Here is a 22,744-nt window from a genome sequence, read left to right as displayed (position 1 = left end):
ATCGTCTATCGTTTTTAAAACTACAATAATGTCAAGGTGTTGATCCTATAAAGGGTCAGTACTGTAGCGTCTTCTATACAGACCTGTGTGTCGGTCTTTCCTTTCAGTGTCCTGAAATAAAAAATAAATATAATAAATACAGAATCATGAATCGACGAAAGATGTTTGGCAGACATCTTGCTGTCAAAGGGTGAGTAGCCCCAATTGTGCAACGCTGATGGTCGATCCCAGGTGTCATTTACCGCGGGTCCATCCCGTTCATTTTGCCCATTTATTTCAAACGCCATGCGGAGGTTTTTTTATGGGACATTTTAAAGTCAATACCAAGGATTTGATGTTTATTCTCAAAGAGCAACTTCATTACGGCCGGCTTTGTGAGCTGGAACGCTATCAGGACCAAAGTGAGAAGGTGTTGGATTTGATGGTCAAAGAGGCGGTTGAGTTTGCCAAAGGGGTCGTCGATCCCCTGAACGAAATTGGAGAAACCGTAGGGTTGCGATTTGAGAACAATCAGGTCATTTGCCCGCCAGAGTTTCGAAAAGCATTCAAACAATACGGCGAAGATGGTTGGACGGCGGCCGCCCGTGATTTGGAATATGGGGGACAGGGATTTCCTCACATGATGCGTATTGTCGTCAACGACCTCATGTACGGGGCGTGCCAATCCTTCAATATGGCGCCGAGCCTTACGCATGGCGCCGCGCACCTGGTCGAAAGCTTCGGTACCAGGGAGCTCAAGGAAACCTATGTGCCCAAAATGTTTGACGGCACCTGGGCCGGTACCATGTGCCTCACGGAGCCCAACGCCGGTTCGAACCTGGCTGCATTGGAAACCATGGCTTATCCTGAGGACGATCATTACAAAATCAAGGGGAATAAAATCTTCATTTCCTGGGGTGAGCACGACTTGGCCGACAATATCATTCATCTGGTGCTGGCGCGTATAGAAGGCGAACCCGAAGGCATCAAGGGGATCTCCCTGTTCGTCGTGCCCAAGGTTCGCGTCAATTCGGACGGTTCTCTGGGCGAGCCTAACGATGTCGTTTGCACCGGCATCGAGGAGAAGCTTGGGCTGCATGCTTCGGCTACCGCCGCATTGACCTTTGGCGGACGCGACGGCTGCATCGGCTATTTGTGTGGCGAAAAGAACAAGGGGTTGGCCCACATGTTCCAGATGATGAATCAGGCGCGGATCAACACTGGGGTCAGTGGTATGGCCATGGCCAGCACGGCCTATTTAAATGCTCTGGCGTACACCAAGGAGCGCGAGCAGGGGCGGGATATAGCGGATCGCACGCCAGGCCAGGTGAAGATCATTCAACATCCCGATGTCCGGCGTATGTTGCTGTGGATGAAAGCCACGGTGGATGGCATGCGTTCGATGATCTACACCGGTGCCTTCTGGTCGGACCTGGCCCTCGAACTGCCGGATGGAGAGGAGCGGACACATTACCAGAATTTGATTGATTTCATGACCCCGATTATCAAGGCGTATTGTTCGGATATGGGATTCAGGGTGTGCGAAACCGCCATGCAGTGTTACGGCGGTTATGGCTACTGTAGAGATTATCCCATAGAGCAGTATTTGCGTGACGCAAAAATCATGTCCCTGTATGAGGGTACAAATGGCATTCAATCCATCGATCTCATGGGCCGCAAAATGAGCATGCGCAACGGGGCCTGTTTGAACGCCTTCAAAAAGGAAATTGAAAATTTTTGTGATGCCAACCGAGAGCATCCCGAGATAGGGGACCGCGTTCGTGCGCTCTATGGCGTGTTTCAGCGACTTATGGAGGTCGCCGATGAGATGAAGCAGCGTATGCAGTCGGATCCCCTTCAATGGGCCTCGTACACCTATCCGGGGCTCATCGCCTTTGGTGAGGTGATCATGTGTTGGCGCCTTCTGGATATGGCGGTTATCGCTGCCGAAGCGATAAAAAAGAAAAAAACGGATTTTTACTTGGGCAAGATCTATCAGGCGACCTTTTTTACCGATATGACACTGCCACAGACCCTGGCGACACTAGAGACGTGCCTGCGGCCGGGAAGAGAGATCGTTGAAATCCCCGATGCCGCTTTTTAAGCGTATGGTTTTTCTACTTGCCAAAACGGCCGGAGAACGTTCTTCTCTCCGGCCGTTTTTTTGCCCCCTGTGATCATTCGTCGGATTCTGAACCGATCCGCCATCCTGCCAGCCGGAAACGGATAGCGTGGCCTCCAGCCCAAAAATGACTTGCTTCCGCCATCCCTGCCATTTATTTTCAACCCATCAGCTCGAAGATCAGCCAGTCATTCATCGGTAGTTGCAAAATTTTGTCGGCTCCATATGAGGAAAGGCGCCATGCCATCAGCGAAACCTGATTCCATAAAGCCACGCAGACTCCATCCTGGCGCTGTCATTGGCGTGGTCGCTCCAGCCAGTCCCTTTAAGCGGCGAGTCTTGATGCAGGGCTTGAAAATTTTGCAGGATATGGGATACGCCATCAAAACCCCCCCGGATCTTTTTGTCGGCAAAGGCTACCTGGCCGGCACGGATGAACACCGCGCCCGCCAATTGCAAGAGATGTTCATCGATGATGCGGTGGATGCAGTCATGTGTGCACGAGGGGGGTTCGGATCATTGAGGATGATGCCGTACCTGGATTGGGAGTTGTTGCGACATCACCCCAAACCATTTATCGGGTTCAGTGATATTACGGCCCTTCATCATGCCTTTTATCAGAAGGCGGGGATGGTGACTTTCCACGGTCCGGTGGTTTGCAGCCTGCCATCCAGTGACCGGCGGACACAGGCGTCACTGCACCGTGCCTTGTCCACTCATCTGGCCCTGTCATTCAGGGGGCCGGAAATCAGGACGATTCGTTCGGGCATGGCCGAAGGGATTCTTTTGGGAGGCAATCTGACCACACTGTGTCACCTGGTTGGTACGCCTTTTGCTTTGAACCTCACAGGCGCTGTGTTGTTCCTCGAAGATACGGGTGAGGTGGCCTACCGAATCGATCGGATGCTGACTCAGATGAAGCTGGCCGGCTGTTTCGATGGCATCCAAGGCGTGGTGCTGGGGTCCTTCAGCAATGGTGCCAAACCCGCTGTTATTCACGATCTGGTGCGCCAATTATTTGCCGATCCGAATCTGCCGATTCTGGCGGGCATGGCCTTCGGTCATGGGCGTCGCAACCTGACCCTGCCGATGGGGGTCCGTGTTCATCTCGACGCAGACGGCCGGCGACTGGACCTTTTGGAGTGTGCCACAAGCGATTGAAAAATGACGAGGGGAGTAAATACTCGCTATGACAAAGCCGTTTCATGCGGTCGATCGCTTGATGCAAAGGGCGGTGTTCCAAGGGGTCTTTCCGGGGGGCGTTATCCTGGTGGCCGTCCACGGAAAAGTGGTTTTAAGGCACGCATACGGCTCAGCCGACTGGTTCAGACGGCGGACGATGGCTTGTGAAACGGTTTTTGACCTGGCATCTTTGACCAAACCCCTGGCGACAACCCTTGCCGTTATGCATTTGGTTCAACGTGGTCTCCTGGTTCTGGATCAGCCCTGTTGCTTCTATTGGCCGGATTTTTTCAAGGGAGACAAGGCGGCGATTACGGTGCGACATTTACTTGGTCACAGTTCCGGGCTGCCTGCCTGGCGGCCCTATTATCTGCGCCTGAAGGATATGCGAGGCCAGGAGCGGCGAAAATCGGCCGTTGAAGAATGGATGGCTCGGGAACCATTGTTGTCGCCACCAGGACAGCGGGCATGCTACAGTGACATCGGGTTCCTGGTATTGCAAGGCCTGATAGAAAGAGTGGTGCAAACGACTTTGGATCGCTATCTGGAAGCGTCGATCTGGAAGTCCTTATCGGTTCAGGGGCTTTTTTTTAACCCCGCGAACCAGCCGCTCGTAGAAGCGGATTACGCTGCCACTGAGTTGTGCCCCTGGCGGGGGAGATTGCTTGTTGGCCGTGTTCATGACGACAACGCGTATGCCATCGGTGGTGTGTGTGGACATGCCGGTCTTTTTGGCAGCGCCGATGCGGTCTGGAACCTTCTGCAGAAACTATTGTTCATCGAAACCGGAGTGATCGATAATGGCCCGTTTGAGCCATCTCTGCTAAAAAAGTTCTTCCATAGGCAAAATGGGACGGATTGGGGCCTTGGATTCGACACGCCGGCGGAGGTGGGGTCGAGCGCAGGTCGTTGCTTCAGTCCGGAAAGCGTGGGACATTTAGGATTCACCGGCACCTCTTTTTGGATGGATCGGCGCAGAGGCATCATTGTCGTCTTATTGACCAACCGGGTGCATCCGAGCCGCCATAATGAGCGTATCAAGGCTTTTCGGCCCTTGCTGCACGATGCGGTGATGGAGCATATTGGTGGTGTGTAGTGCCTGTGGCAAAATGACAGCTGTGGATGGGCAACCTTCAAAGGCCAGCGGCAGCATTTTTTGGCCGGGTCACAACAGCGGGCAGACGATTTGGCAGAGTGAATGACTTCGTACGGCAGGGAATTGTTGTGCAGTGAATTTCTTACGCAATTTCCATAATTTATTCTTGAAATGGGTTGCCGTTTCTGTTAGCAACGGTAATATTTTTCGATTGTTATATCTCTTGTTGAATTCACCCTGTTCGGAGAAGCCGTAGACATGACACCCAGGACTCTAATTTAATTAAAATAGGATATTCGGAGCATGAACTTTTTCTTGGATTCTATATTAGGTTTTTTTTCCAGTGATTTGGCTATTGATTTGGGCACTGCCAACACGTTGGTCTATGTGAAGGGAAAAGGTATTGTTCTGAGCGAACCATCGGTCGTTGCGGTTCGCACGGACAGTCGTTCGAGAAACCGGGTGCTGGCGGTGGGCTTGGAAGCCAAAAACATGCTGGGGCGCACCCCAGGCAACATCGTCGCCATCCGTCCGATGCGCGATGGCGTTATCGCAGATTTCGAGGTGACCGAAGCCATGTTGCGGCACTTCATTCAAAAAGTGCACAACCGTAGATCGCTGGTACGCCCGAGGGTGATTATCGCTGTTCCCTCTGGCATTACCCAGGTGGAAAAGAGGGCTGTCCGTGAATCTGCCGAATCGGCCGGTGCAAGGGAAGTATTTTTGATCGAAGAGCCGATGGCGGCTGCCATCGGTGCGAATCTTCCGATTACCGAGCCTACCTGCAACATGGTCGTGGATATTGGTGGCGGAACCACGGAGGTGGCTGTGATCTCCCTGGCCGGGATCGTGTACAGCCGGTCACTGCGCGTTGCCGGCGACAAGATGGACGAAGCCATCATTCAATACATTAAACGGAAATATAACCTGCTGATCGGCGAGCGAACCGCGGAAATCATCAAGACCTCCATCGGCAACGCCTATCCAGACCCGGACAAAGTCGAAACCATCGAGGTCAAAGGCCGTGACTTGGTTTCCGGTATTCCCAAAATATTGGCGATCGACTCTGAGGAGGTCAGAATGGCCATCTCCGAACAGATCGATGCCATTGTGGAAACCGTCAAGATTGCGCTTGAACAGACACCGCCTGAATTGGCCGCAGACATCGTTGACCGCGGCATCGTGCTGACCGGTGGCGGTGCATTGCTTAAAAACCTCGACAAGTTGTTGCGCGAAGAGAGCGGATTGCCGATTACGACCGCTGACGACCCTTTGGCCACCGTTGCCTTAGGCTCCGGCAAGGCTTTGGATTGCATTGAAATTCTTAAGCAAGTGGTGATTTACTGACTCAATGTTTTCCAAGCAAATGGCGATCATAATCGGTTTCATCGTATTGGTCACACTCAGCTTTACGATGTTGTCGCTGAGCAGTCGACAGCCTTACCCCGAACACGGCACCGGGCGGTTCGCCATCGCCCTGGTCGCCCCTTTTCAAAAGATCATCAGCCATTCGTCGAGATTCTTGCGTGACATATGGGAGCACTACTTCTTTCTTGTCTCCGTTGCTGAGGAAAACGAACGATTGCACAAAGAGGCGCAAACGGCATTTGCCCTTGCCCATCGCAACGAAGAGTTGATGCAGGCCAACGATCGACTGAGGCAACTGCTCAACCTGGACGAGGAGCTGCAACTACCGACGGTCGCCGCTCAGGTGGTCGGCAAGGATCCCTCTCCATGGTTTCAAACCATCCTGGTGGACAAAGGGCGTGAGGACGGCGTGGAGATTGGTTTCCCTGTGATCAACCCCCAGGGGGTGGTAGGCCTGATCGTGGATTCGACTGCTCATTACGCCAAAGTGATGCTGATCACCGATCCGAATAGTGCCGTTGACGCGGTGGTGCAAAAGAGCAGGGCCAGAGGCATTATCAAGGGAGGTACCTCCGGGTATTGCGTATTTAACTATGTCTTGCGAAAATACGACGTTGAGGTTGGAGATAGCATCATTTCTTCCGGCATGGATGGCGTCTTCCCCAAAGGAACGCCTATCGGACGGGTTGCCGAGGTCCTGAAGGAAGAGGCGGGTATTTTTCAGGATGTGACCGTGACGCCGTTTGTGGACTTCGAGCGCCTCGAAGAGGTTTTGATTGTTCCCACCAAAACATTGGTCGATCCGCTATGACCGTTTTGTTTTACATCATGGTTTCTTTGTGTCTGGTGCTCGTTAAAACGACCCTGATACCCGGAATGCCCTTGTTTGAAAAGTTTTACGATTTACTCATTCCCATTCTCATTTACCTGAGTTTTTTCAGGACTAAACTCGAGGGCGTGCCCATCGTTCTTTTCTTCGGTTTTATCATAGATAGCCTCTGTGGCGGTCCCATGGGATTGTACTTAATCATCTATTTGTGGATCTATATCGGAATGCGCTGGGCCGCTCGGTTTTTTTATACCGGCAGCGTTTTTCTCCTTTCTCTCGCAGTGGCCATCGGCGTGGCCTTCGAGAACGCAATTTTGCTGATCTATATGGCATTTCTGGCCCCCAGTGCCAGTATTCCCGTAGATGCATTAGAAACCGTGGTGTTGCAGATCCTTTGGGCACTGGTCACAGGACCGGCCATCTTGGTGATTATCGGATGGGCCCAGAAGCAGTTGGATTCGTGGAACGCAAAAATATTCGTCGATCTTTAAGTAGTGTCTGTCCACAAATAGGCAAATTGGACCGAGATCAAGGCGCACGAAAAATTTAACCGCAGGCATATGGCTGATATTCCGAGGATTAAATTTTTCGCGCAACGCAGATATCGGGACAATTGGACATTGTGGATGGGCACTAAGTAGAACTAAAAGCCGCTCGAACAGCGGAACGATACCATAAAGATTTACCCTAATAATGCGTAACTATCTTGAAAGCGTCGACACTGATTGGTTCAACCAGCGCCTGGTCGGTGTCCTCGTGGCCGTGGTGTTGGCATTTACCGTATTATCCATTCGGCTTCTTTACCTCCAATTGTTTGAGGGCAGAGAACTACGGCGATTATCGGAAATCAACAGCATCCGTCTTCAAGATATCGATGCGCCGCGCGGCATGATTTGCGATCGAAACGGAACAACGGTCGTGGACAATCGGCCCGCTTTCAATGTCTATATCATCCTCAAGGATGCCAAGCCCATCGATGAGACGGTGGCCCGCTTGGGGCAGTTGTTGAATGAATCTCCGGAAACCCTGATGGCCACTATCCAGGAAAACCGCAAGCGAGGTGGTTACACACCTGTTCTGCTGCGAGAAGATATCGGTCGCGATACCATGGCCGCCATCGAGGTCCATAAATTCGAGTTGCCCGGAGTCCAGGTGCGTGTGTCGCCTCGGCGGCATTATATCTATGACACGCATGCGGCCCATCTGCTCGGTTACATGGGTGAAATCAGCCAGGAAGAATTGCAGGGGTCACCGTTCGACGATTGCAAGGGAGGAGATTTTATAGGAAAATTTGGAATTGAGAAAGCATACGAGGCCCATTTGAGAGGTAAGCGAGGCGGCCGCCAAGTGGAGGTCAACGCCACCGGTCAAGTGGTGCGTGTGCTTAAAACCGTACCGGCTCAACCGGGTCAGAATATTTTCCTGACCATTGACGAAGAGCTGCAAAAGAGGGCCGAAGCATTGTTGCAAGACCGCGTCGGTGCTGCTGTTGCCGTTGAACCCGATACGGGACGGATTCTGGCCATGGCCAGCAGTCCAGCCTTCGATCCCAATCTATTTGTAACCGGCATGACCCGCGACCAGTGGAATGAATTGGTTTCCAATCCCTTCAGGCCGCTCGAGAACAAAGCCACCCAAGCCGAATATCCACCGGCATCGACCTATAAAATCGTGACCGCCCTTGCCGGTTTGGAAGAAAAGGTGATCGATGCCAAGACGACCTTTTATTGTCCCGGTTTTTACAAGTATGGCAACCGCGCGTATCGATGCTGGAAAAAATCCGGGCATGGTGAGGTCGATTTGGTCAAAGCTCTGGCCGAATCGTGCGACGTCTATTTTTACCAGGTCGGTGAGGCGTTGGGGGTCGACCGTATGGCCAAGTACGCCCGCGCCTTTGGGCTGGGTGCAGCTACCGGGATTTCCCTGGACCGGGAAGGCAAAGGGTTGATACCCACCAGTGATTGGAAGAAAAAACGGTTTGGTGTTCCCTGGCAGGGAGGTGAAAACCTTTCCATCGCCATCGGACAGGGATTCAATTTGGTAACCCCCTTGCAGATGGCCTCCTTAGCGGCCGCCGTGGGAAACGGGGGCACCCGGTATTCGCCGTATGTGATTGAAAAGATCCAAACTGCGGACGGGGTGGTGACCTTTCAGAACAGTCCCAGGGAGGATGGAAAAATCAAATTGCATGCGGAAAACCTTGCACTCGTGCGCCAGGCGTTATGGCAGGTGGTCAATGATCCCAAGGGGACCGCTTGGCAATCGCGGATTCAAGGGTTGCATTTCTCGGGAAAGACCGGGACGGCACAGGTGGTCTCCATGCCCAAGGCAAGCGACGGATCATCCGGGGAAATCGATGCACTCCCAAAGGATCACGCCTGGTTTGTCGCATATGCCCCTTCTGAGAATCCGAAGATCGCCATATCAGTGATCATCGAACACGGCGAACATGGCTCTTCGGCGGCGGCGCCTGTCGCCAGTGCATTGATTCAGGCCTACTTGGGAGATAATCAACCATGATGATAGATCGACGCCTGGTGGAGTATTTCGATTGGTGGATGCTGGCGCTTACCGCTGCGATAGTGACCGCCGGCCTGGTCGCCCTTTACAGTGCGGTCAATGCCGGCGGTGGGGGCGGGCAATCGGCTTTGTTTGGGCGTCAGTTGATATGGTATGGACTGGGCATGATGGTCATGATTACGGCCTTCATTATCAATTATAAAAGCTATGAACGGTGGGGCCATCTTTTCTATTTACTGTGCATCGGACTTTTAATCGCGGTTTTGCTGATCGGTAAATATGTGGGAGGCTCCAAGCGCTGGCTCGCTATGGGCCCCATGTCCATCCAGCCGTCCGAGATCGTGAAACTGGCTGTTATCATCATGCTGGCCAAGTATTATGCCCGTGTGGTGCGGCCAGACGGTTTGCAATTGAGGGAATTGGTCACGCCCGTCATCATCATAGCGATTCCGTTTGTTCTGATCGTTCGCCAACCCGACTTGGGAACGGCGATGGTCGTCGCGCTCATAGCAGCTTCCATGACCTTGTATGTCAAAATCAAGCGCGGCACCCTAATTGGGTTGATTGCCAGCGGCACCCTCGCGGTGCCATTGGTCTGGATGTTTCTTAAGGGGTATCAGAAACAACGTATCCTTACCTTCTTGAATCCAGATCGGGATCCTTTGGGGGCCGGCTACCATGTGATCCAATCTAAAATCGCCATTGGTGCCGGAATGATATCGGGCAAGGGATTTCTAAAAGGCTCGCAAAACAGCCTCGATTTTTTACCTGAACAACACACGGATTTCATCTTTTCGGTTTTGGCCGAGGAATGGGGCTTGATAGGGGCCGGTTTCGTTCTTCTCGTTTTCTTGTTGTTGATCACGTGGGGATTACAAACTGCGCAACGCAATCGTGACCCATTCGGTACCATCCTGGCGGTGGGTGTCACCACGATGATCGCCTGGCAGGTATTCATAAACATTGGTATGGTCATGGGATTGTTGCCGGTTGTCGGTGTCACATTGCCATTTTTCAGTTACGGAGGATCATCGGTCATCACCATGATGGCCGGCGTGGGTTTATTGCTCAATGTCAGTATGCGCCGGTTTATGTTTGAGAAATAATTGTTTTAAATTTGCTAAGCACGGTCGGTGGGTGAATTTCAGGTTAACCCCAGAAGGATCGTGACAGGAGGTGATATGCTGAAAAAGGATAAAAAATCCTCAGTCGGGGAATCAACGACCATTTCAACCCTCTTAGGGCGCGATACCGCCATCGAGGGGACTTTGACGTTCAAGGAAACCATCCGTGTGGATGGAAGCATCAAGGGTAAGCTGATCAGCCAGGATGGGACGCTTATTGTCGGCGAGAATGCCCAATTGGATGCGGAAATCATGGTCGGCGTGGCCATCATCCGAGGCAAGGTGACCGGCCGGATGGAGGCCACCCAGCGCATTGAAATATATGCGCCGGCTCAGGTTGAGGGCGATATCAGCGCGCCAAGCATCGCCATTGATTCAGGGGTTGTTTTCAATGGTCACTGTGCTATGCAAGGCCAACCACGCAAGCTGTCCAAAACTGATGAAAAGCGTGCAAAGGATGCATTATCCAGTGACCCGCACGACCAAAAAAATTAAAAAACCTTTGACATTTTAAACTTTACGGTGATATAGACCCCCCTTGTTCGCCCCTTTCTTTTTTGTTTTATTTTTATAGTTATATCAAATTGGTAGACCATAAGTAGACCGTAAGTAGACCGTTAATTGCTCAGTTCTGGAGGCGCCTCTATGGTAAGTATCAGTTTGCCTATCTTATTGCTCCAAATCGCCAATTTTCTAGTTCTCCTTTTTGTTCTCAATCTTGTTCTATACAAACCGATTCGTGGAATTCTCAAGCAACGTAAAGAAAAGTTCCAAGGGTTGCAGGAGAGCGTTGCTGCGACCGGTCGTCAGGCTGAAGAGCAAGATAAGGCGTTTATTGAGGGGATCCGCCTGGCCCGCGCCAAAGGACAGAAAGAGAAAGAGACACTGGTTCAAGCTGCAAGCGATGAGGAGAGTGCCATCGTCGCCAAAATCAATGCCAAGGCCAAGGAGGATTTGGCTGAGGTGAAGGCCAAAATCAAAAAAGAAATGGATACTGTTAAAAGTGCATTGGAAAAGGAGGTGGATGCCTTCGCCGATGCGATTACAGAGAAAATTTTGGGGAGGGCGGCCTGATGAAAATTCCTGGACATGATGGTAAGCAGCAACGCAAGCGCTTGTGCGCCGTTCTGGCCATTCTGGTCGTTGCTGCCTTTTTGGTCTGCACGCCGGCGTGGGGTTCCAGCGAAGGCGGACATGGCGAAGGGGGCGGTACGGGGTGGCAAGCAACCGATTGGTATCGGGTGATGAATTTCGCCGTTCTGGCCATCGGTCTTTTTTTGCTGTTGCGCAAACCGGCGGGGCAAGCGCTCAACAACCGGATAAAGGGAATTTCTGAAGAACTGAAGGATCTGGAGGCGCGGAAGGCAGAAGTGGAAAAACAGCTTGCCGATTATAACGAACGGCTCGCCAAGCTGGACAAAGAGGCCGAACAGATTGTCGTTGAATACATCAGGCAAGGGGAGGAGGCCAAGGCGCGAATCCTCCAGCAGGCAGAGAGCGTTGCCGAAAAACTGAAAGAGCAGGCTCAAAAGAATATCGAGCACGAGTTCAAGCAGGCGCGTCTGTCGCTCCAGGCGCAAGTCGTGGAGAAAGCATTGGCCAGGGCGGAGAAGCTGATTAGTGAAAAAATATCTTCCGAGGATCAGAACCGTTTGGTGGATGAATATCTAGATAAGGTGGTGGCCTAGTGAAAAATTTGGCAATAGCCCGGCGTTATGCCAAGGCACTCTTATTGATCGGAAAAGAAGACGGACAAACCGAACAATACCGGAAAGAGCTTGAGAATATCGCCAAATTGATGGATCAGGAAAAGAGTCTGGCCGATACCATCGCCAATCCCCTCCATATTCATGGCGAGCGCAAGCAAGTTCTTCAGCGGGTGATTGAAAAGATGAATGTTTCCAAGGTGATGTCCGCCTTCATGTTGTTGTTGTTTGAAAAGGGGCGCATTGGTTTCATTGGCAGCATCAATGATTTCTATCAGATGATGGCCGATGAACTTAAAGGCGTGGCCCGCGCCAGTCTGGTGTCGGCCAGCGAGCTCACGGCAGACACCATAGAAAAGATCCGCACCGCTCTGTCGAAAAAGACAGGAAAAGAGGTGGTTTTGGAGGTGACACAAGATCCGGGTCTTATCGGGGGCATCGTTACCCGTATTGGGGATCTCGTCTTGGATGGCAGCATTAAAACACAATTACTCAATATGAGGGAAACTTTAAAAAGGGGTGAGCGTGCATAATGGAACTTAGAGCCGAAGAAATCAGTCAAATTATCAAAGAGCAGATTACCGATTATGACAAAAAGGTCGAACTGAGCGAAACCGGAGTCGTTTTGTCCGTTGGTGACGGCATCGCCCGTGTCTACGGTCTGGAAAAAGCCATGGCTCTGGAGCTGGTCGAGTTCCCCGGTCAAATTCTGGGTCTGGTGCTCAACCTGGAAGAGGACAATGTGGGTATCGCTATTATGGGCGAAGATATCCACATCAAAGAGGGGGATATCGTCAAGCGGACTGGTAAGATTGCCCAAGTTCCAGTAGGTGAAGCGGTGTTGGGGCGGGTCGTCGACGCCATGGGTGCGCCGATTGACGGCAAGGGGCCGATCGATGCAAAGGAGACCCGCCGCGTTGAAATGGTGGCTCCCGGCGTTATCGCCCGTAAGAGCGTTCACGAACCCTGTTACACCGGTTTGAAGGCGGTTGACGCCATGACTCCGGTGGGTCGCGGCCAGCGCGAGTTGATCATCGGTGACCGCCAGATTGGGAAGACCGCGTGCGCCATCGATGCCATCCTGGCCCAGAAGGATAGCGACATTTATTGTATCTATGTCGCCTGCGGCCAGAAAAAGTCCACCGTTGCCCAAGTGCATGCCATTCTTGAAAAGTATGGCGCCATGGAATACACCACCATCGTGTCTGCTTGCGCCTCCGACCCTGCAACCCTTCAGTTTATTGCACCCTATGCGGGTACGGCCATGGGCGAATATTTTCGCGATAAGGGCCAGCATGCATTGATCATATACGATGATCTTTCCAAGCAGGCGGCCGCCTATCGTCAAGTCTCGCTGTTGCTGCGCCGTCCGCCCGGACGTGAAGCCTACCCCGGTGACATTTTTTATAACCACTCCAGGTTGCTGGAACGGTCCGCCAAACTGAGCGATGAATTGGGGGCCGGATCCCTGACCGCACTGCCGATCATTGAAACCCAGGCGGGTGACGTGTCAGCCTACATTCCCACCAACGTGATTTCTATCACCGACGGTCAAATCTATCTTGAACCGAGCCTCTTCTTTGCAGGCGTGCGTCCCGCCATTAACGTCGGGCTTTCGGTTTCACGCGTCGGTGGGTCCGCCCAAGTCAAAGCCATGAAACAGGTCGCCGGCACACTGCGCTTGGAAATGGCCCAATTCCGAGAGCTCGAAGCATTTGCAGCCTTTGGTAGCGATTTGGACGCTGCCACCCAGCGGCAATTGACGCGCGGTGAACGTTTGGTCCAAATTTTAAAACAGCCCCAATATCAGCCGCTGCCCATGGAAAAGCAGGTGACCATTCTTTTTGCCGGTACCCGCGGGTTCCTGGACAAATACCCCTCCAGTGTCGTCACCAAATACGAAGCGGGACTCTATCCCTTCATCGAAGAGCGTTTCCCCAAGGTGTTCGAAGGCCTCAAGGAGAAAAAGGCGATCGATGAAGCATTGGATAAGCTGATGCGAGAGGCGCTCACAGCTTATGACGAGGAGTTCAAGGACACCATTAAGTAAGCTCGTAATACGGCTTGAGCAGGTTAGGACACCAAAAAGGATAGGGGCTTAGCTTTATGGCAACACTAAAGGAAGTACAACTCAAAATCGCCGCGGTCAAAAAGACCAAGCAAATCACCAAAGCCATGAACATGGTAGCGGCATCCAGACTGCGCGGTGCACAGGTGCGGATGGAAGGATTCCGACCCTATGCGGCTAAGTTCGAAGAGGTGCTCGGAAATCTTGCTGAAAGTGCTGGTGAAGAATCCAATCCGCTACTGATACCCCGTGAGGAGATCAAAAAGGTACATATCGTCGTATGCACCTCGGATCGAGGGTTGTGCGGTGGTTTCAATGCCAATTTGATCGAAAAGGCCGAAGACCTGGCAAAGGAAAAAACGGATCAAGGGAAATCGGTATCCTTTACGTTTTTCGGGAAAAAAGCCAGGGATTGGGGGCGCCGCGAGAAATTGGCCGTAAAGGAGTTTCACCTGGGTGTGGTCGGCACAAGTTTCAGCTATAATGTGGCCTCCACGGCTGGAAAGAAACTGGTCAGCGCTTTCCTGGACAATGAATACGATGAAGTGCTCATCGTTTATGCCGAGTTTTTGAGCATGGCCAAGCAAAAACCGACGGTCAAGCAATTACTGCCGATCCCCCCGGTCGAAAAGGAGGAGACGGCGGATGCGGAAGGACCCTACCTGGCTGAGCATATCTGTGAACCCTCTCCTGAGGCATTGCTGGGGGAAATTCTTCCAAAAAGCGTCGATGTTCAGATCTATCGTGCATTGCTGGAAACGTCCACCAGCGAGCATGCGGCCCGCATGCTGGCCATGGACAACGCCTCCAAGGCATGTAACGACATTATCGGTAATTTGACCATCGCTTATAACAAAGCACGGCAGGCAGCAATTACGGCTGAACTGATGGATATTGTGGGCGGCGCCGAGGCCCTCAAAGGATAAGACGATTAACTGATTTCGTTTCGATAGGAGGTCTTTAGATGGCAGAGAATATTGGTAGAATCACACAGGTTATGGGACCTGTTGTTGATGTCGAATTCGAGCAGGGCAAGCTGCCGACCATTTACACGGCGCTGACCATTAGCAACCCCGCTATCAACGACGAGGCGGACAACCTTGTTGTGGAAGTGGCCCAGCACTTGGGTGATAACGTCGTGCGTACCATCGCCATGGACGTTACCGACGGTCTGGTGCGGGGCATGCCGGTCAAAGATACCGGTAAGCCGATCATGATGCCAGTGGGCGAAGCCAGCCTGGGCAGGGTGCTCAATGTGGTCGGTCGTCCTGTGGACGGTCTCGGCCCGGTCAGCCAGGAAAAAATGATGCCCATTCATCGTGAGGCGCCCAAATTTACCGAGCAGGACACAGAGGTCAATGTTCTGGAAACCGGAGTGAAGGTGATCGACCTGCTGGTACCATTTCCGCGTGGCGGTAAAATGGGGATGTTCGGGGGCGCAGGCGTTGGTAAAACCGTCATCATGATGGAAATGGTTCACAACATCGCCATGCAGCACGGTGGTATTTCGGTGTTTGCCGGCGTGGGCGAGCGCACCCGTGAAGGCAACGACCTTTATCATGAAATGAAAGAGTCCGGCGTTCTTCCCAAAGCTGCCTTGATCTATGGTCAGATGACAGAGCCGCCGGGAGCTCGTGCCCGCGTGGCGTTGTCGGCGCTGACCTGTGCAGAATATTTCCGCGATATCGAGGGCCAGGACGTTCTGATTTTTATCGACAACATTTTCCGGTTTACCCAGGCAGGATCGGAGGTATCCGCGTTGTTGGGACGTATTCCCTCAGCGGTGGGTTACCAACCTACTTTGGCGGTTGACCTCGGTGAATTGCAAGAGCGCATCACCTCGACAGACAAGGGTTCCATTACAGCGGTTCAATGCGTTTACGTGCCTGCCGACGACCTGACAGACCCTGCACCGGCCACGACCTTTGCCCACTTGGACGGTACCGTCGTTCTATCACGTGCCATTACCGAGAAAGGCATTTACCCGGCGGTGGATCCTTTGGATTCTTCCTCCCGTATTTTAGATGCCAACTTTATCGGCGACGAGCACTATCAAGTGGCACGTCAGGTTCAGCAGATACTCCAAAAATACAAAGAGCTTCAGGACATTATTGCCATTCTCGGTATCGATGAGCTTTCCGAGGAAGATAAGATTACAGTTTCTCGGGCCAGGAAAGTTGAACGCTTCCTCTCGCAGCCGTTCCATGTCGCGGAGGTATTTACTGGAACGCCAGGTAAATATGTCAAGATCGAAGAGACCATTCGTGGTTTCAAAGAGATCGTAGAAGGCAAACACGATGACCTGCCTGAACAGTCTTTTATGATGAAGGGCGGAATAGAAGAAGTGGTTGAGGACGCCAAGAAAAGAATGGCAGAGGCTGCCTAAAACGCTAAGGGGATAGCATGGCCGAGAACATTCATTTAGAAATCGTTACCCCGGAAAAGTCGGTGGTGAGTGAAGACGCAAAAATCGTCATGGCTCCAGGCACACTTGGCGAGTTCGGCGTGCTTTCCGGTCATACGCCTTTCATGACCAGCCTCAAGGTGGGAGCGGTTCGCTATGTTGACACTTCTGGAAAAGAGCGTTTTGTCTTTGTCAGCGGCGGATTTGCCGAGGCCCTTCCTGATCGTGTCACCATTTTGGCTGAATCCGCTGAGCGCAGGCGTGACATCGATATCGATCGCGCCAAAGCCGCCCAAAAACGAGCGGAAGAGCGTCTGGCCAGGGAAAGAGATGAGGAAATCGACTACACACGTGCCAAGGCCGCTCTCATGAGGGCCATCCTCAGAATCCGTTTGGCGGAAACGCGAAGCATCTGATTGAACCAAGTGCCTATAACTTGGAAAAAGGGTGACCCCAAGTGGTTGCCCTTTTTTTTTGGGGAGGAATTTCAATACATCCATTCACGGCGCCAAAAGTGTATAAGTTAAAATATTAGGGGGACATAATGCGTGACGATGTGTGCATCATCATCCTTGCTGCAGGGCTCGGAACGCGTATGAAGTCAGAAAAGGCCAAGGTCCTGCACGAAATTTGCGGAAAACCAATGATCGAATATGTCGTGAGGACGGCCGCCGTTATTGCCGGGCAGGACATCATCATCGTCGTTGGGCATCAGGCCGAGAAGGTGAAAATTACGGTCAATCGTATAGGAACCGTCAGTTATGCCTTGCAAAAAGAGCAGCATGGTACCGGGCATGCCGTTCAATGCGCTCAGCCTTTGATTCCTGAAAAGGCTAAAGATGTCGTCATTTTATGCGGGGATGTGCCGCTGATACGTCCCAATACAATTTTAAACCTCATTGATGTTCACCAGGAAGGCGACTATGATGTTTCATTATTGGCTGTAACTGTCGACGACCCCAAGGGTTACGGTAGAATTATCCTGGATGATCGCGGTCGACTTTCGGCCATTGTCGAAGAGGCGGATGCCGATGCGTCCCAAAAAAAAATTAACCTCATTAATACAGGTATATATGCAGTTCGTAGCGACTACCTGAGAGAGGTTTTGCCTAGACTGGGTGCGAATAATGCCCAGAAAGAGATCTATCTTACCGATATCATCGGAATCGGTTATGCCGATGGAAAGTCCATCGGTTTTACCATAGGCGATGACAGCACCGAGATTATTGGCGTCAATAGTGTAAAAGAGCTTGAACTTGCGGAAACATTTATGAAAAATCGTAAAATCCAAAGGGCTTGACTTGTCACAAGACCAACGACTATAGTGTATTTAAATATGAGGTGAAAGTTTGGAACACGAAATTGTATTGCAAAAATTCGAACTTTTAGAGAATAAGGTCGAACGACTGATCGAGGTCATTCATCAGCTTAAAAATGAAAATGAGGCACTGAAGCAGGAAAAGGAAACGCTTGCTTATCAGTTGGTTGAAAAAACAGATGCCGAAAAGCATAATGACGAGCTGAAATCCTTGGTCAAAACGAAGATAGACAACATGATTGGCAGACTTGCGGAATTTGTAGAGGACTAATTTTTAAGGGTTTTCACCTTTTTCGGTAATAACGGGGAAATTCCAATCCGTGGATCAAGTGCTGACATTAGAAATACTCGGTCAACCGTTCTCCTTCAAAACGGATGTGGATGTTTCGGATGCAAAGGCGGTGGCCGATTATGTGATTGCATCGGTTGACAGGGCCAGGACTCAATGCGCCAACAGAGCAGCGAGTCCGGATAAACGCGCCATACTCATTTTGACTGCCTTGAACATTACCAATGAGTATTTCGAGTTAAAAAAGAGGCATCAACAACTGCTGCATGATCTAGACCAAAGATCCGAAGATCTGTTAAAAACACTTGAATCCCATTTTGCCGGTATAAAAACACCGTTGTGAATGGTTGTGAAAAGCCCCTGAAACAGACTTGTTGCGTTGTTATGACAGCAGCGGACAGGTCTCCATAAAGCCGAAAAAACGTACGTGTGATGGTTATAAAATCTGGGTGATACCCCCTGCCATGCGCGTGATTGGAAGATGTGCTTTGAACCAACACTTTTCTCAAGGGAGCTGAGCACGGTTTTGGTGTGCATGTTCTGCTCGTACAGAAAAGCCTAAAAAAGCCGCAAAGCGCCCACTTGCCTTTTTGGATCAAAGGCCTGCCAACACGGCATTTCGGCGGGGGGTTACCTGGTCGCAAGGAAGCTTTCCGTTAGATCGCTTCTCATCCGTACATTCGTGAAAACCCCGCATTGTCCCCATCAATTGTCACATCTCCATATCGGACACAAAAACTGGTAACCGATCGATAATTATAAAGAATTACAAAACGAGGTTGCCTGGAAAGGCATGCTTGTTCCGGCCCGTCGATGCAATGCCCCATTCAACGGTGCCATGTGCCATTGATGGGGGCGGACGATAGGAAACGGACTGATGACCATGGCGCAGGATAATAATATTGTTTATCGATAGTTAGCCTGCATTTACATAAATGAGGGGGTAGTTTTCGGGGAGGCACGATGAATGGATATGCAATTGGGCTAGCGCTCATTGGATTTGTAGTCGGCTTTGGACTGGCATTCTGGTTTAAGATGATGGTTGATCGACAGAAAGCCGACGCTGCACGCACCGAAGCGGATTTGATTGTACAAGAGAGTAAAGCCAAGGCAGATGCACTGATCAAAGAAGCGAGCCTGGAAGCCAAGGACAGGCTCCTAAAAATGAAAAGTGAATTTGACAATGAAACGAAAGAAACGCGAGCTGAGCTGAAAAAGCAAGAAAAGCGGCTATTCCAAAAAGAAGAGAACATCGACAAGAAAATCGAGTTGTTCGAACAAAAAGAAAAAGAGATCGGTCAGCTTGAAAAAGACCTTGAAAGGCGTTCCGAGGAATTGGCCGGAAAGGAAACTGAATATCATTCGCTGATCTCTCAACAGAGAGAACAGCTTGAAAGGATATCTGCATTAACGGCCGAGCAGGCGAAAGAACTCTTGCTGAGAGCTATGGAAAATGAGGCGAGATACGAGGGCGCCAAGATCATCAAGCGCATTGAGAATGAGGCCAAGGAGGAGGCTGACAAAAAAGCCAAAAAAATCCTGGCCACGGCCATTCAGCGCTACGCGGCAGATTATGTGGCAGAAAGGACGGTGACCGTTGTGCAGTTGCCCAGTGATGAAATGAAGGGTCGCATCATAGGGCGCGAAGGCCGTAATATCCGAGCGCTGGAAGCTGCAACCGGTATTGATTTGATTATTGATGACACACCCGAAGCCGTTATTCTATCCGGCTTTAATCCAATTCGAAGGGAAGTGGCCCGACAATCTTTAATGAAACTCATTGCCGATGGGCGCATCCACCCGGCCAGAATCGAGGATGTGGTCAAGAAAGTTTCCCTGGAAATCGATACGGCCATCAAGGAAGCCGGCGAGCAGGCTGCGTTCGATCTCGGGGTCCATGGCATCAATCCTGAATTGATAAAGTATATCGGACAGTTGAAATATCGGACGAGCTATTCCCAGAATGTCTTGCAGCACTCCATCGAAGTCGGTTTTCTGTGTGGCATTATGGCAGCGGAGTTGGGACTAAAGGAAAAGCTGGCTCGGCGAATGGGATTGCTGCATGATATCGGGAAAGGGATCGATCATGAAGTCGAGGGGCCACACGCCTTAATCGGATCGAGGTTGGCCAAGAAATTTGGAGAGTCCGCCCAAGTCGTCAATGCCATCGCCGCACACCATGAAGATGTGCCACCAACCACTGTATATGATGTTCTTGTTCAGGCCGCTGACGGTTTGTCCGGTGCCCGACCAGGTGCCCGCAAGGAGTTACTTGAAAATTATATCAAGCGGTTAGAGGAGTTGGAAGCGATTGCAAACTCATTTAAAGGAGTGGACAGCGCCTATGCCATCCAGGCGGGACGAGAGCTCAGGGTAATCGTCGAAAGCGATAAAATCAACGACGATGAAGCTGTTTTGGTCAGCCGTGACATCGTTAAAAAGATTGAAGAGGTACTGACCTTTCCGGGTCAGATCAAAGTGACGGTGATTCGCGAAACCCGGGCTGTTGAATACGCGAACAAGTAATCAATTGCCGGTATCGAAACCTAATCATTAAATCTTATCGCATTCTCTTTTGACTGACAATTTCAGGTATGGATGGAATCTATATTCGACCTGCCAGGGATATCCTCAAAATTGGAGTTACATCGCATGCAGAACGTAATAGATGTTTTGGAAGAACGCGGATTCATCGAACAGACAACCCATGAACAGGAATTGGCCCAATACGCCGGTTCCGGTCAGGTGAGCTGCTACATCGGGTTCGATCCTACCGCTTCCAGCCTGCATGTGGGACATTTGGTGCCGATCATGGCCCTGGCCCATATGCAACGGCATGGCCATCGCCCGATTGCCCTCGTTGGTGGCGGCACCGGGTTGGTGGGAGATCCCAGTGGTAAAACCGAGATGCGTAAAATGCTTACCGTCGAACAGGTGAATGCCAACGTGTTGGACATTAAGCGGCAACTTGCCCGCTTTTTGGATTTTTCCCAAGACAAGGCCCTGCTGCTCAACAATGCCGACTGGTTGACACAACTCTATTTGATTCCTTTCTTGAGAGATTTCGGTCGCCATTTCTCAGTCAACCGAATGATCAAGGCCGAAAGCTGCCGTGCACGTCTCGAATCGGAGGAGGGGCTCAGTTTCATAGAATTCAACTATATGGTGTTGCAGGCCTATGATTTCTACAAGCTTTGCGAACAGCACCAGTGTCGGCTTCAGATGGGTGGCAGCGATCAATGGGGCAATATCGTGGCTGGAATCGATTTGATCCGCCGTACATTAGGAGAGCAGGCCTTTGGCATCACCTTTAAATTGATCACGACCAGCTCCGGGGCCAAAATGGGCAAAACCGCTGCTGGTGCGGTCTGGCTGGACCCAGAACGTACATCAACTTATGATTACTACCAATTCTGGGTAAACACCGACGATCGCGATGTGGCCAGATTTCTTGCTCTATTCACCTTTTTGCCGTTATCGGAGATCGAGAAAGTAGGCGCGCTGGAGGGCGCTGAACTGAATGGCGCTAAATCGGTACTGGCTTTCGAGGCCACAAGGTTGGCGCATGGTGAAGAAGAGGCCATAAAGGCATACCGATCGGCATGTGACATGTTCGGCTTGAGAAGTGTGGCAGATTCCATCCTGCCATCGAGCCGAATTCCAAGGAAGGTCGATTTGATCGAAGGTGATAATGTGCCTTGCAGCGAGATGCTTTCCGACGAATTCGAGGAAGGCATTGCGGCATTTAAGTTGTTTCACGAAACTGGATTGGCCAAATCGGGTGGTGAAGCACGCAGGCTCATCGAACAAGGTGGTGGATATGTGAACGGAAGACGCCTAAAATCCTTTGACCAATTAATATTTACCAAAGATTTTAGTGAGATGGGGCTTCTGCTAAGGGCAGGCAAAAAAAGATTTCATAAAATTTTAATAAAAGAGAAAAAGTAATTGACATGCCAGACGAGAGCACGTATATAGCGTCTCGTTCTTGGCTGTGCCCCATCAGATGTTGAGCGCACAGTTGCTCTTTTAACCAAGCTTTCAAAATTCGCGCCGTACCCTCCGTTCATCTGCGTATTCCTGTGATCAGAGAATCTGGGTGAAAAAAGATCGGTTTTCGAAAATCGATGTGATTTTCTGTTTGACATGAAAACCAATCCTGAGTATACAGTGAGACTTTCTTCGAGAGCTGGAAAAAAGCGAATCGGCTAAAAAAAAGTGCTTGACAACGAAGGCCTCTTTAATATAATTAAGGTTTTCGTTAAAACACAGATTGCCGAAAAAAGATTCGATCTTTGAAAACTAAATAGTGACGATGCCAAGAGTTGGGACCTCGTTAGACATGATGTTGCTACGGCAACAATCCATAGTTTAATTGGAGAGTTTGATCCTGGCTCAGAGTGAACGCTGGCGGCGTGCTTAACACATGCAAGTCGCACGAGAACGCTTCTGCTTGCAGAGGCTAGTAAAGTGGCGCACGGGTGAGTAACACGTGGGTAATCTACCTCCGAATTGGGGATAACGTTGCGAAAGCGACGCTAATACCGAATGACATCTTTGTTGCCTCGGTAATAAAGATCAAAGGTGGCCTCTTCATGAAAGCTACTGTTTGGAGATGAGCCCGCGTCCCATTAGCTCGTTGGTAGGGTAATGGCCTACCAAGGCTACGATGGGTAGCTGGTCTGAGAGGATGATCAGCCACACTGGAACTGACACACGGTCCAGACTCCTACGGGAGG

General features: G+C 51.0%; 21 protein-coding genes, 1 rRNA gene and 1 other RNA gene (1 of these 23 cut by a window edge). All 23 read left to right on the top strand.

Annotated elements, in window-relative coordinates:
• Positions 1-301 precede the first annotated feature (301 nt).
• Positions 302-2,083 carry an acyl-CoA dehydrogenase gene (locus DFT_RS14795; protein ID WP_054031924.1) on the top strand — a complete coding sequence of 594 codons (1,782 nt, stop codon included), beginning with the start codon at positions 302-304 and terminating at the stop codon, positions 2,081-2,083.
• A 243-nt stretch (positions 2,084-2,326) separates the two neighbouring features.
• Positions 2,327-3,262 (top strand): S66 peptidase family protein, encoded by a 936-nt coding sequence (locus DFT_RS14790; RefSeq protein WP_076750577.1) that lies wholly within the window; start codon positions 2,327-2,329, stop codon positions 3,260-3,262.
• 28 nt (positions 3,263-3,290) lie between these two features.
• Positions 3,291-4,379: a serine hydrolase domain-containing protein gene (locus tag DFT_RS14785; RefSeq protein WP_054031922.1), complete on the top strand. Its 1,089-nt coding sequence runs from the start codon at positions 3,291-3,293 to the stop codon at positions 4,377-4,379.
• A 303-nt stretch (positions 4,380-4,682) separates the two neighbouring features.
• Positions 4,683-5,726, top strand: coding sequence for a rod shape-determining protein (locus DFT_RS14780; protein WP_054031921.1), 1,044 nt, complete (start codon positions 4,683-4,685; stop codon positions 5,724-5,726).
• A 19-nt stretch (positions 5,727-5,745) separates the two neighbouring features.
• On the top strand, positions 5,746-6,558 hold the full coding sequence (gene mreC / locus DFT_RS14775; RefSeq protein ID WP_076750732.1) for a rod shape-determining protein MreC: 813 nt from the start codon (positions 5,746-5,748) through the stop codon (positions 6,556-6,558).
• Positions 6,555-7,067 carry a hypothetical protein gene (locus DFT_RS14770; protein WP_054031919.1) on the top strand — a complete coding sequence of 171 codons (513 nt, stop codon included), beginning with the start codon at positions 6,555-6,557 and terminating at the stop codon, positions 7,065-7,067. Before mreC ends, DFT_RS14770 begins: the two co-directional genes overlap by 4 nt.
• Positions 7,068-7,269: 202 nt before the next feature.
• Entirely contained in the window at positions 7,270-9,096 is a 1,827-nt protein-coding gene (gene mrdA, locus DFT_RS14765) for a penicillin-binding protein 2 (RefSeq protein ID WP_054031918.1), read from the top strand.
• Positions 9,096-10,202 carry a rod shape-determining protein RodA gene (gene rodA, locus DFT_RS14760; RefSeq protein WP_054032480.1) on the top strand — a complete coding sequence of 369 codons (1,107 nt, stop codon included), beginning with the start codon at positions 9,096-9,098 and terminating at the stop codon, positions 10,200-10,202. Before mrdA ends, rodA begins: the two co-directional genes overlap by 1 nt.
• A 75-nt stretch (positions 10,203-10,277) precedes the next feature.
• On the top strand, positions 10,278-10,715 hold the full coding sequence (locus DFT_RS14755) for a bactofilin family protein (protein ID WP_054031917.1): 438 nt from the start codon (positions 10,278-10,280) through the stop codon (positions 10,713-10,715).
• 150 nt (positions 10,716-10,865) lie between these two features.
• Positions 10,866-11,294, top strand: coding sequence for a F0F1 ATP synthase subunit B family protein (locus DFT_RS14750; protein ID WP_054031916.1), 429 nt, complete (start codon positions 10,866-10,868; stop codon positions 11,292-11,294).
• Entirely contained in the window at positions 11,294-11,908 is a 615-nt protein-coding gene (locus DFT_RS14745; RefSeq protein WP_054031915.1) for a F0F1 ATP synthase subunit B, read from the top strand. The genes DFT_RS14750 and DFT_RS14745 overlap by 1 nt, the downstream gene beginning before the upstream one ends.
• Positions 11,908-12,459, top strand: coding sequence for an ATP synthase F1 subunit delta (atpH, locus tag DFT_RS14740; RefSeq protein ID WP_054031914.1), 552 nt, complete (start codon positions 11,908-11,910; stop codon positions 12,457-12,459). Before DFT_RS14745 ends, atpH begins: the two co-directional genes overlap by 1 nt.
• Positions 12,459-13,976 carry a F0F1 ATP synthase subunit alpha gene (atpA, locus tag DFT_RS14735; RefSeq protein ID WP_054031913.1) on the top strand — a complete coding sequence of 506 codons (1,518 nt, stop codon included), beginning with the start codon at positions 12,459-12,461 and terminating at the stop codon, positions 13,974-13,976. Before atpH ends, atpA begins: the two co-directional genes overlap by 1 nt.
• Before the next feature lie 56 nt (positions 13,977-14,032).
• The gene (gene atpG / locus DFT_RS14730) at positions 14,033-14,920 is read left to right on the top strand and encodes an ATP synthase F1 subunit gamma (RefSeq protein WP_054031912.1); all 888 of its coding nucleotides are present in this window, start codon (positions 14,033-14,035) and stop codon (positions 14,918-14,920) included.
• 38 nt (positions 14,921-14,958) lie between these two features.
• The gene (gene atpD, locus DFT_RS14725; protein WP_054031911.1) at positions 14,959-16,380 is read left to right on the top strand and encodes a F0F1 ATP synthase subunit beta; all 1,422 of its coding nucleotides are present in this window, start codon (positions 14,959-14,961) and stop codon (positions 16,378-16,380) included.
• A gap of 17 nt (positions 16,381-16,397) precedes the next feature.
• Positions 16,398-16,814, top strand: coding sequence for a F0F1 ATP synthase subunit epsilon (locus DFT_RS14720; protein WP_054031910.1), 417 nt, complete (start codon positions 16,398-16,400; stop codon positions 16,812-16,814).
• A 128-nt stretch (positions 16,815-16,942) separates the two neighbouring features.
• Positions 16,943-17,698: a sugar phosphate nucleotidyltransferase gene (locus DFT_RS14715; protein ID WP_054031909.1), complete on the top strand. Its 756-nt coding sequence runs from the start codon at positions 16,943-16,945 to the stop codon at positions 17,696-17,698.
• Between the two features lie 49 nt (positions 17,699-17,747).
• A complete protein-coding gene (zapB, locus tag DFT_RS14710; protein WP_054031908.1) occupies positions 17,748-17,987 on the top strand; it encodes a cell division protein ZapB in 240 nt (79 codons plus the stop codon).
• A gap of 49 nt (positions 17,988-18,036) precedes the next feature.
• Positions 18,037-18,348 carry a cell division protein ZapA gene (locus DFT_RS14705; RefSeq protein ID WP_054031907.1) on the top strand — a complete coding sequence of 104 codons (312 nt, stop codon included), beginning with the start codon at positions 18,037-18,039 and terminating at the stop codon, positions 18,346-18,348.
• 110 nt (positions 18,349-18,458) lie between these two features.
• Positions 18,459-18,638, top strand: a non-coding RNA gene (ssrS, locus tag DFT_RS25140) — 6S RNA.
• A gap of 330 nt (positions 18,639-18,968) precedes the next feature.
• Positions 18,969-20,531 (top strand): ribonuclease Y, encoded by a 1,563-nt coding sequence (rny, locus tag DFT_RS14700; protein ID WP_054031906.1) that lies wholly within the window; start codon positions 18,969-18,971, stop codon positions 20,529-20,531.
• Between the two features lie 126 nt (positions 20,532-20,657).
• Positions 20,658-21,953, top strand: coding sequence for a tyrosine--tRNA ligase (gene tyrS, locus DFT_RS14695; RefSeq protein ID WP_054031905.1), 1,296 nt, complete (start codon positions 20,658-20,660; stop codon positions 21,951-21,953).
• 424 nt (positions 21,954-22,377) lie between these two features.
• Positions 22,378-22,744, top strand: a 16S ribosomal RNA gene (locus DFT_RS14690); it runs 1,197 nt beyond the window's last position.

Source organism: Desulfatitalea tepidiphila, from assembly GCF_001293685.1.
In the GTDB taxonomy this organism is placed as follows: Bacteria; Desulfobacterota; Desulfobacteria; order Desulfobacterales; family Desulfosarcinaceae; genus Desulfatitalea; species Desulfatitalea tepidiphila.
The sequence above is the reverse complement of the archived record's forward strand: the minus strand, read 5'-3'. Positions and strand labels throughout refer to the sequence as shown.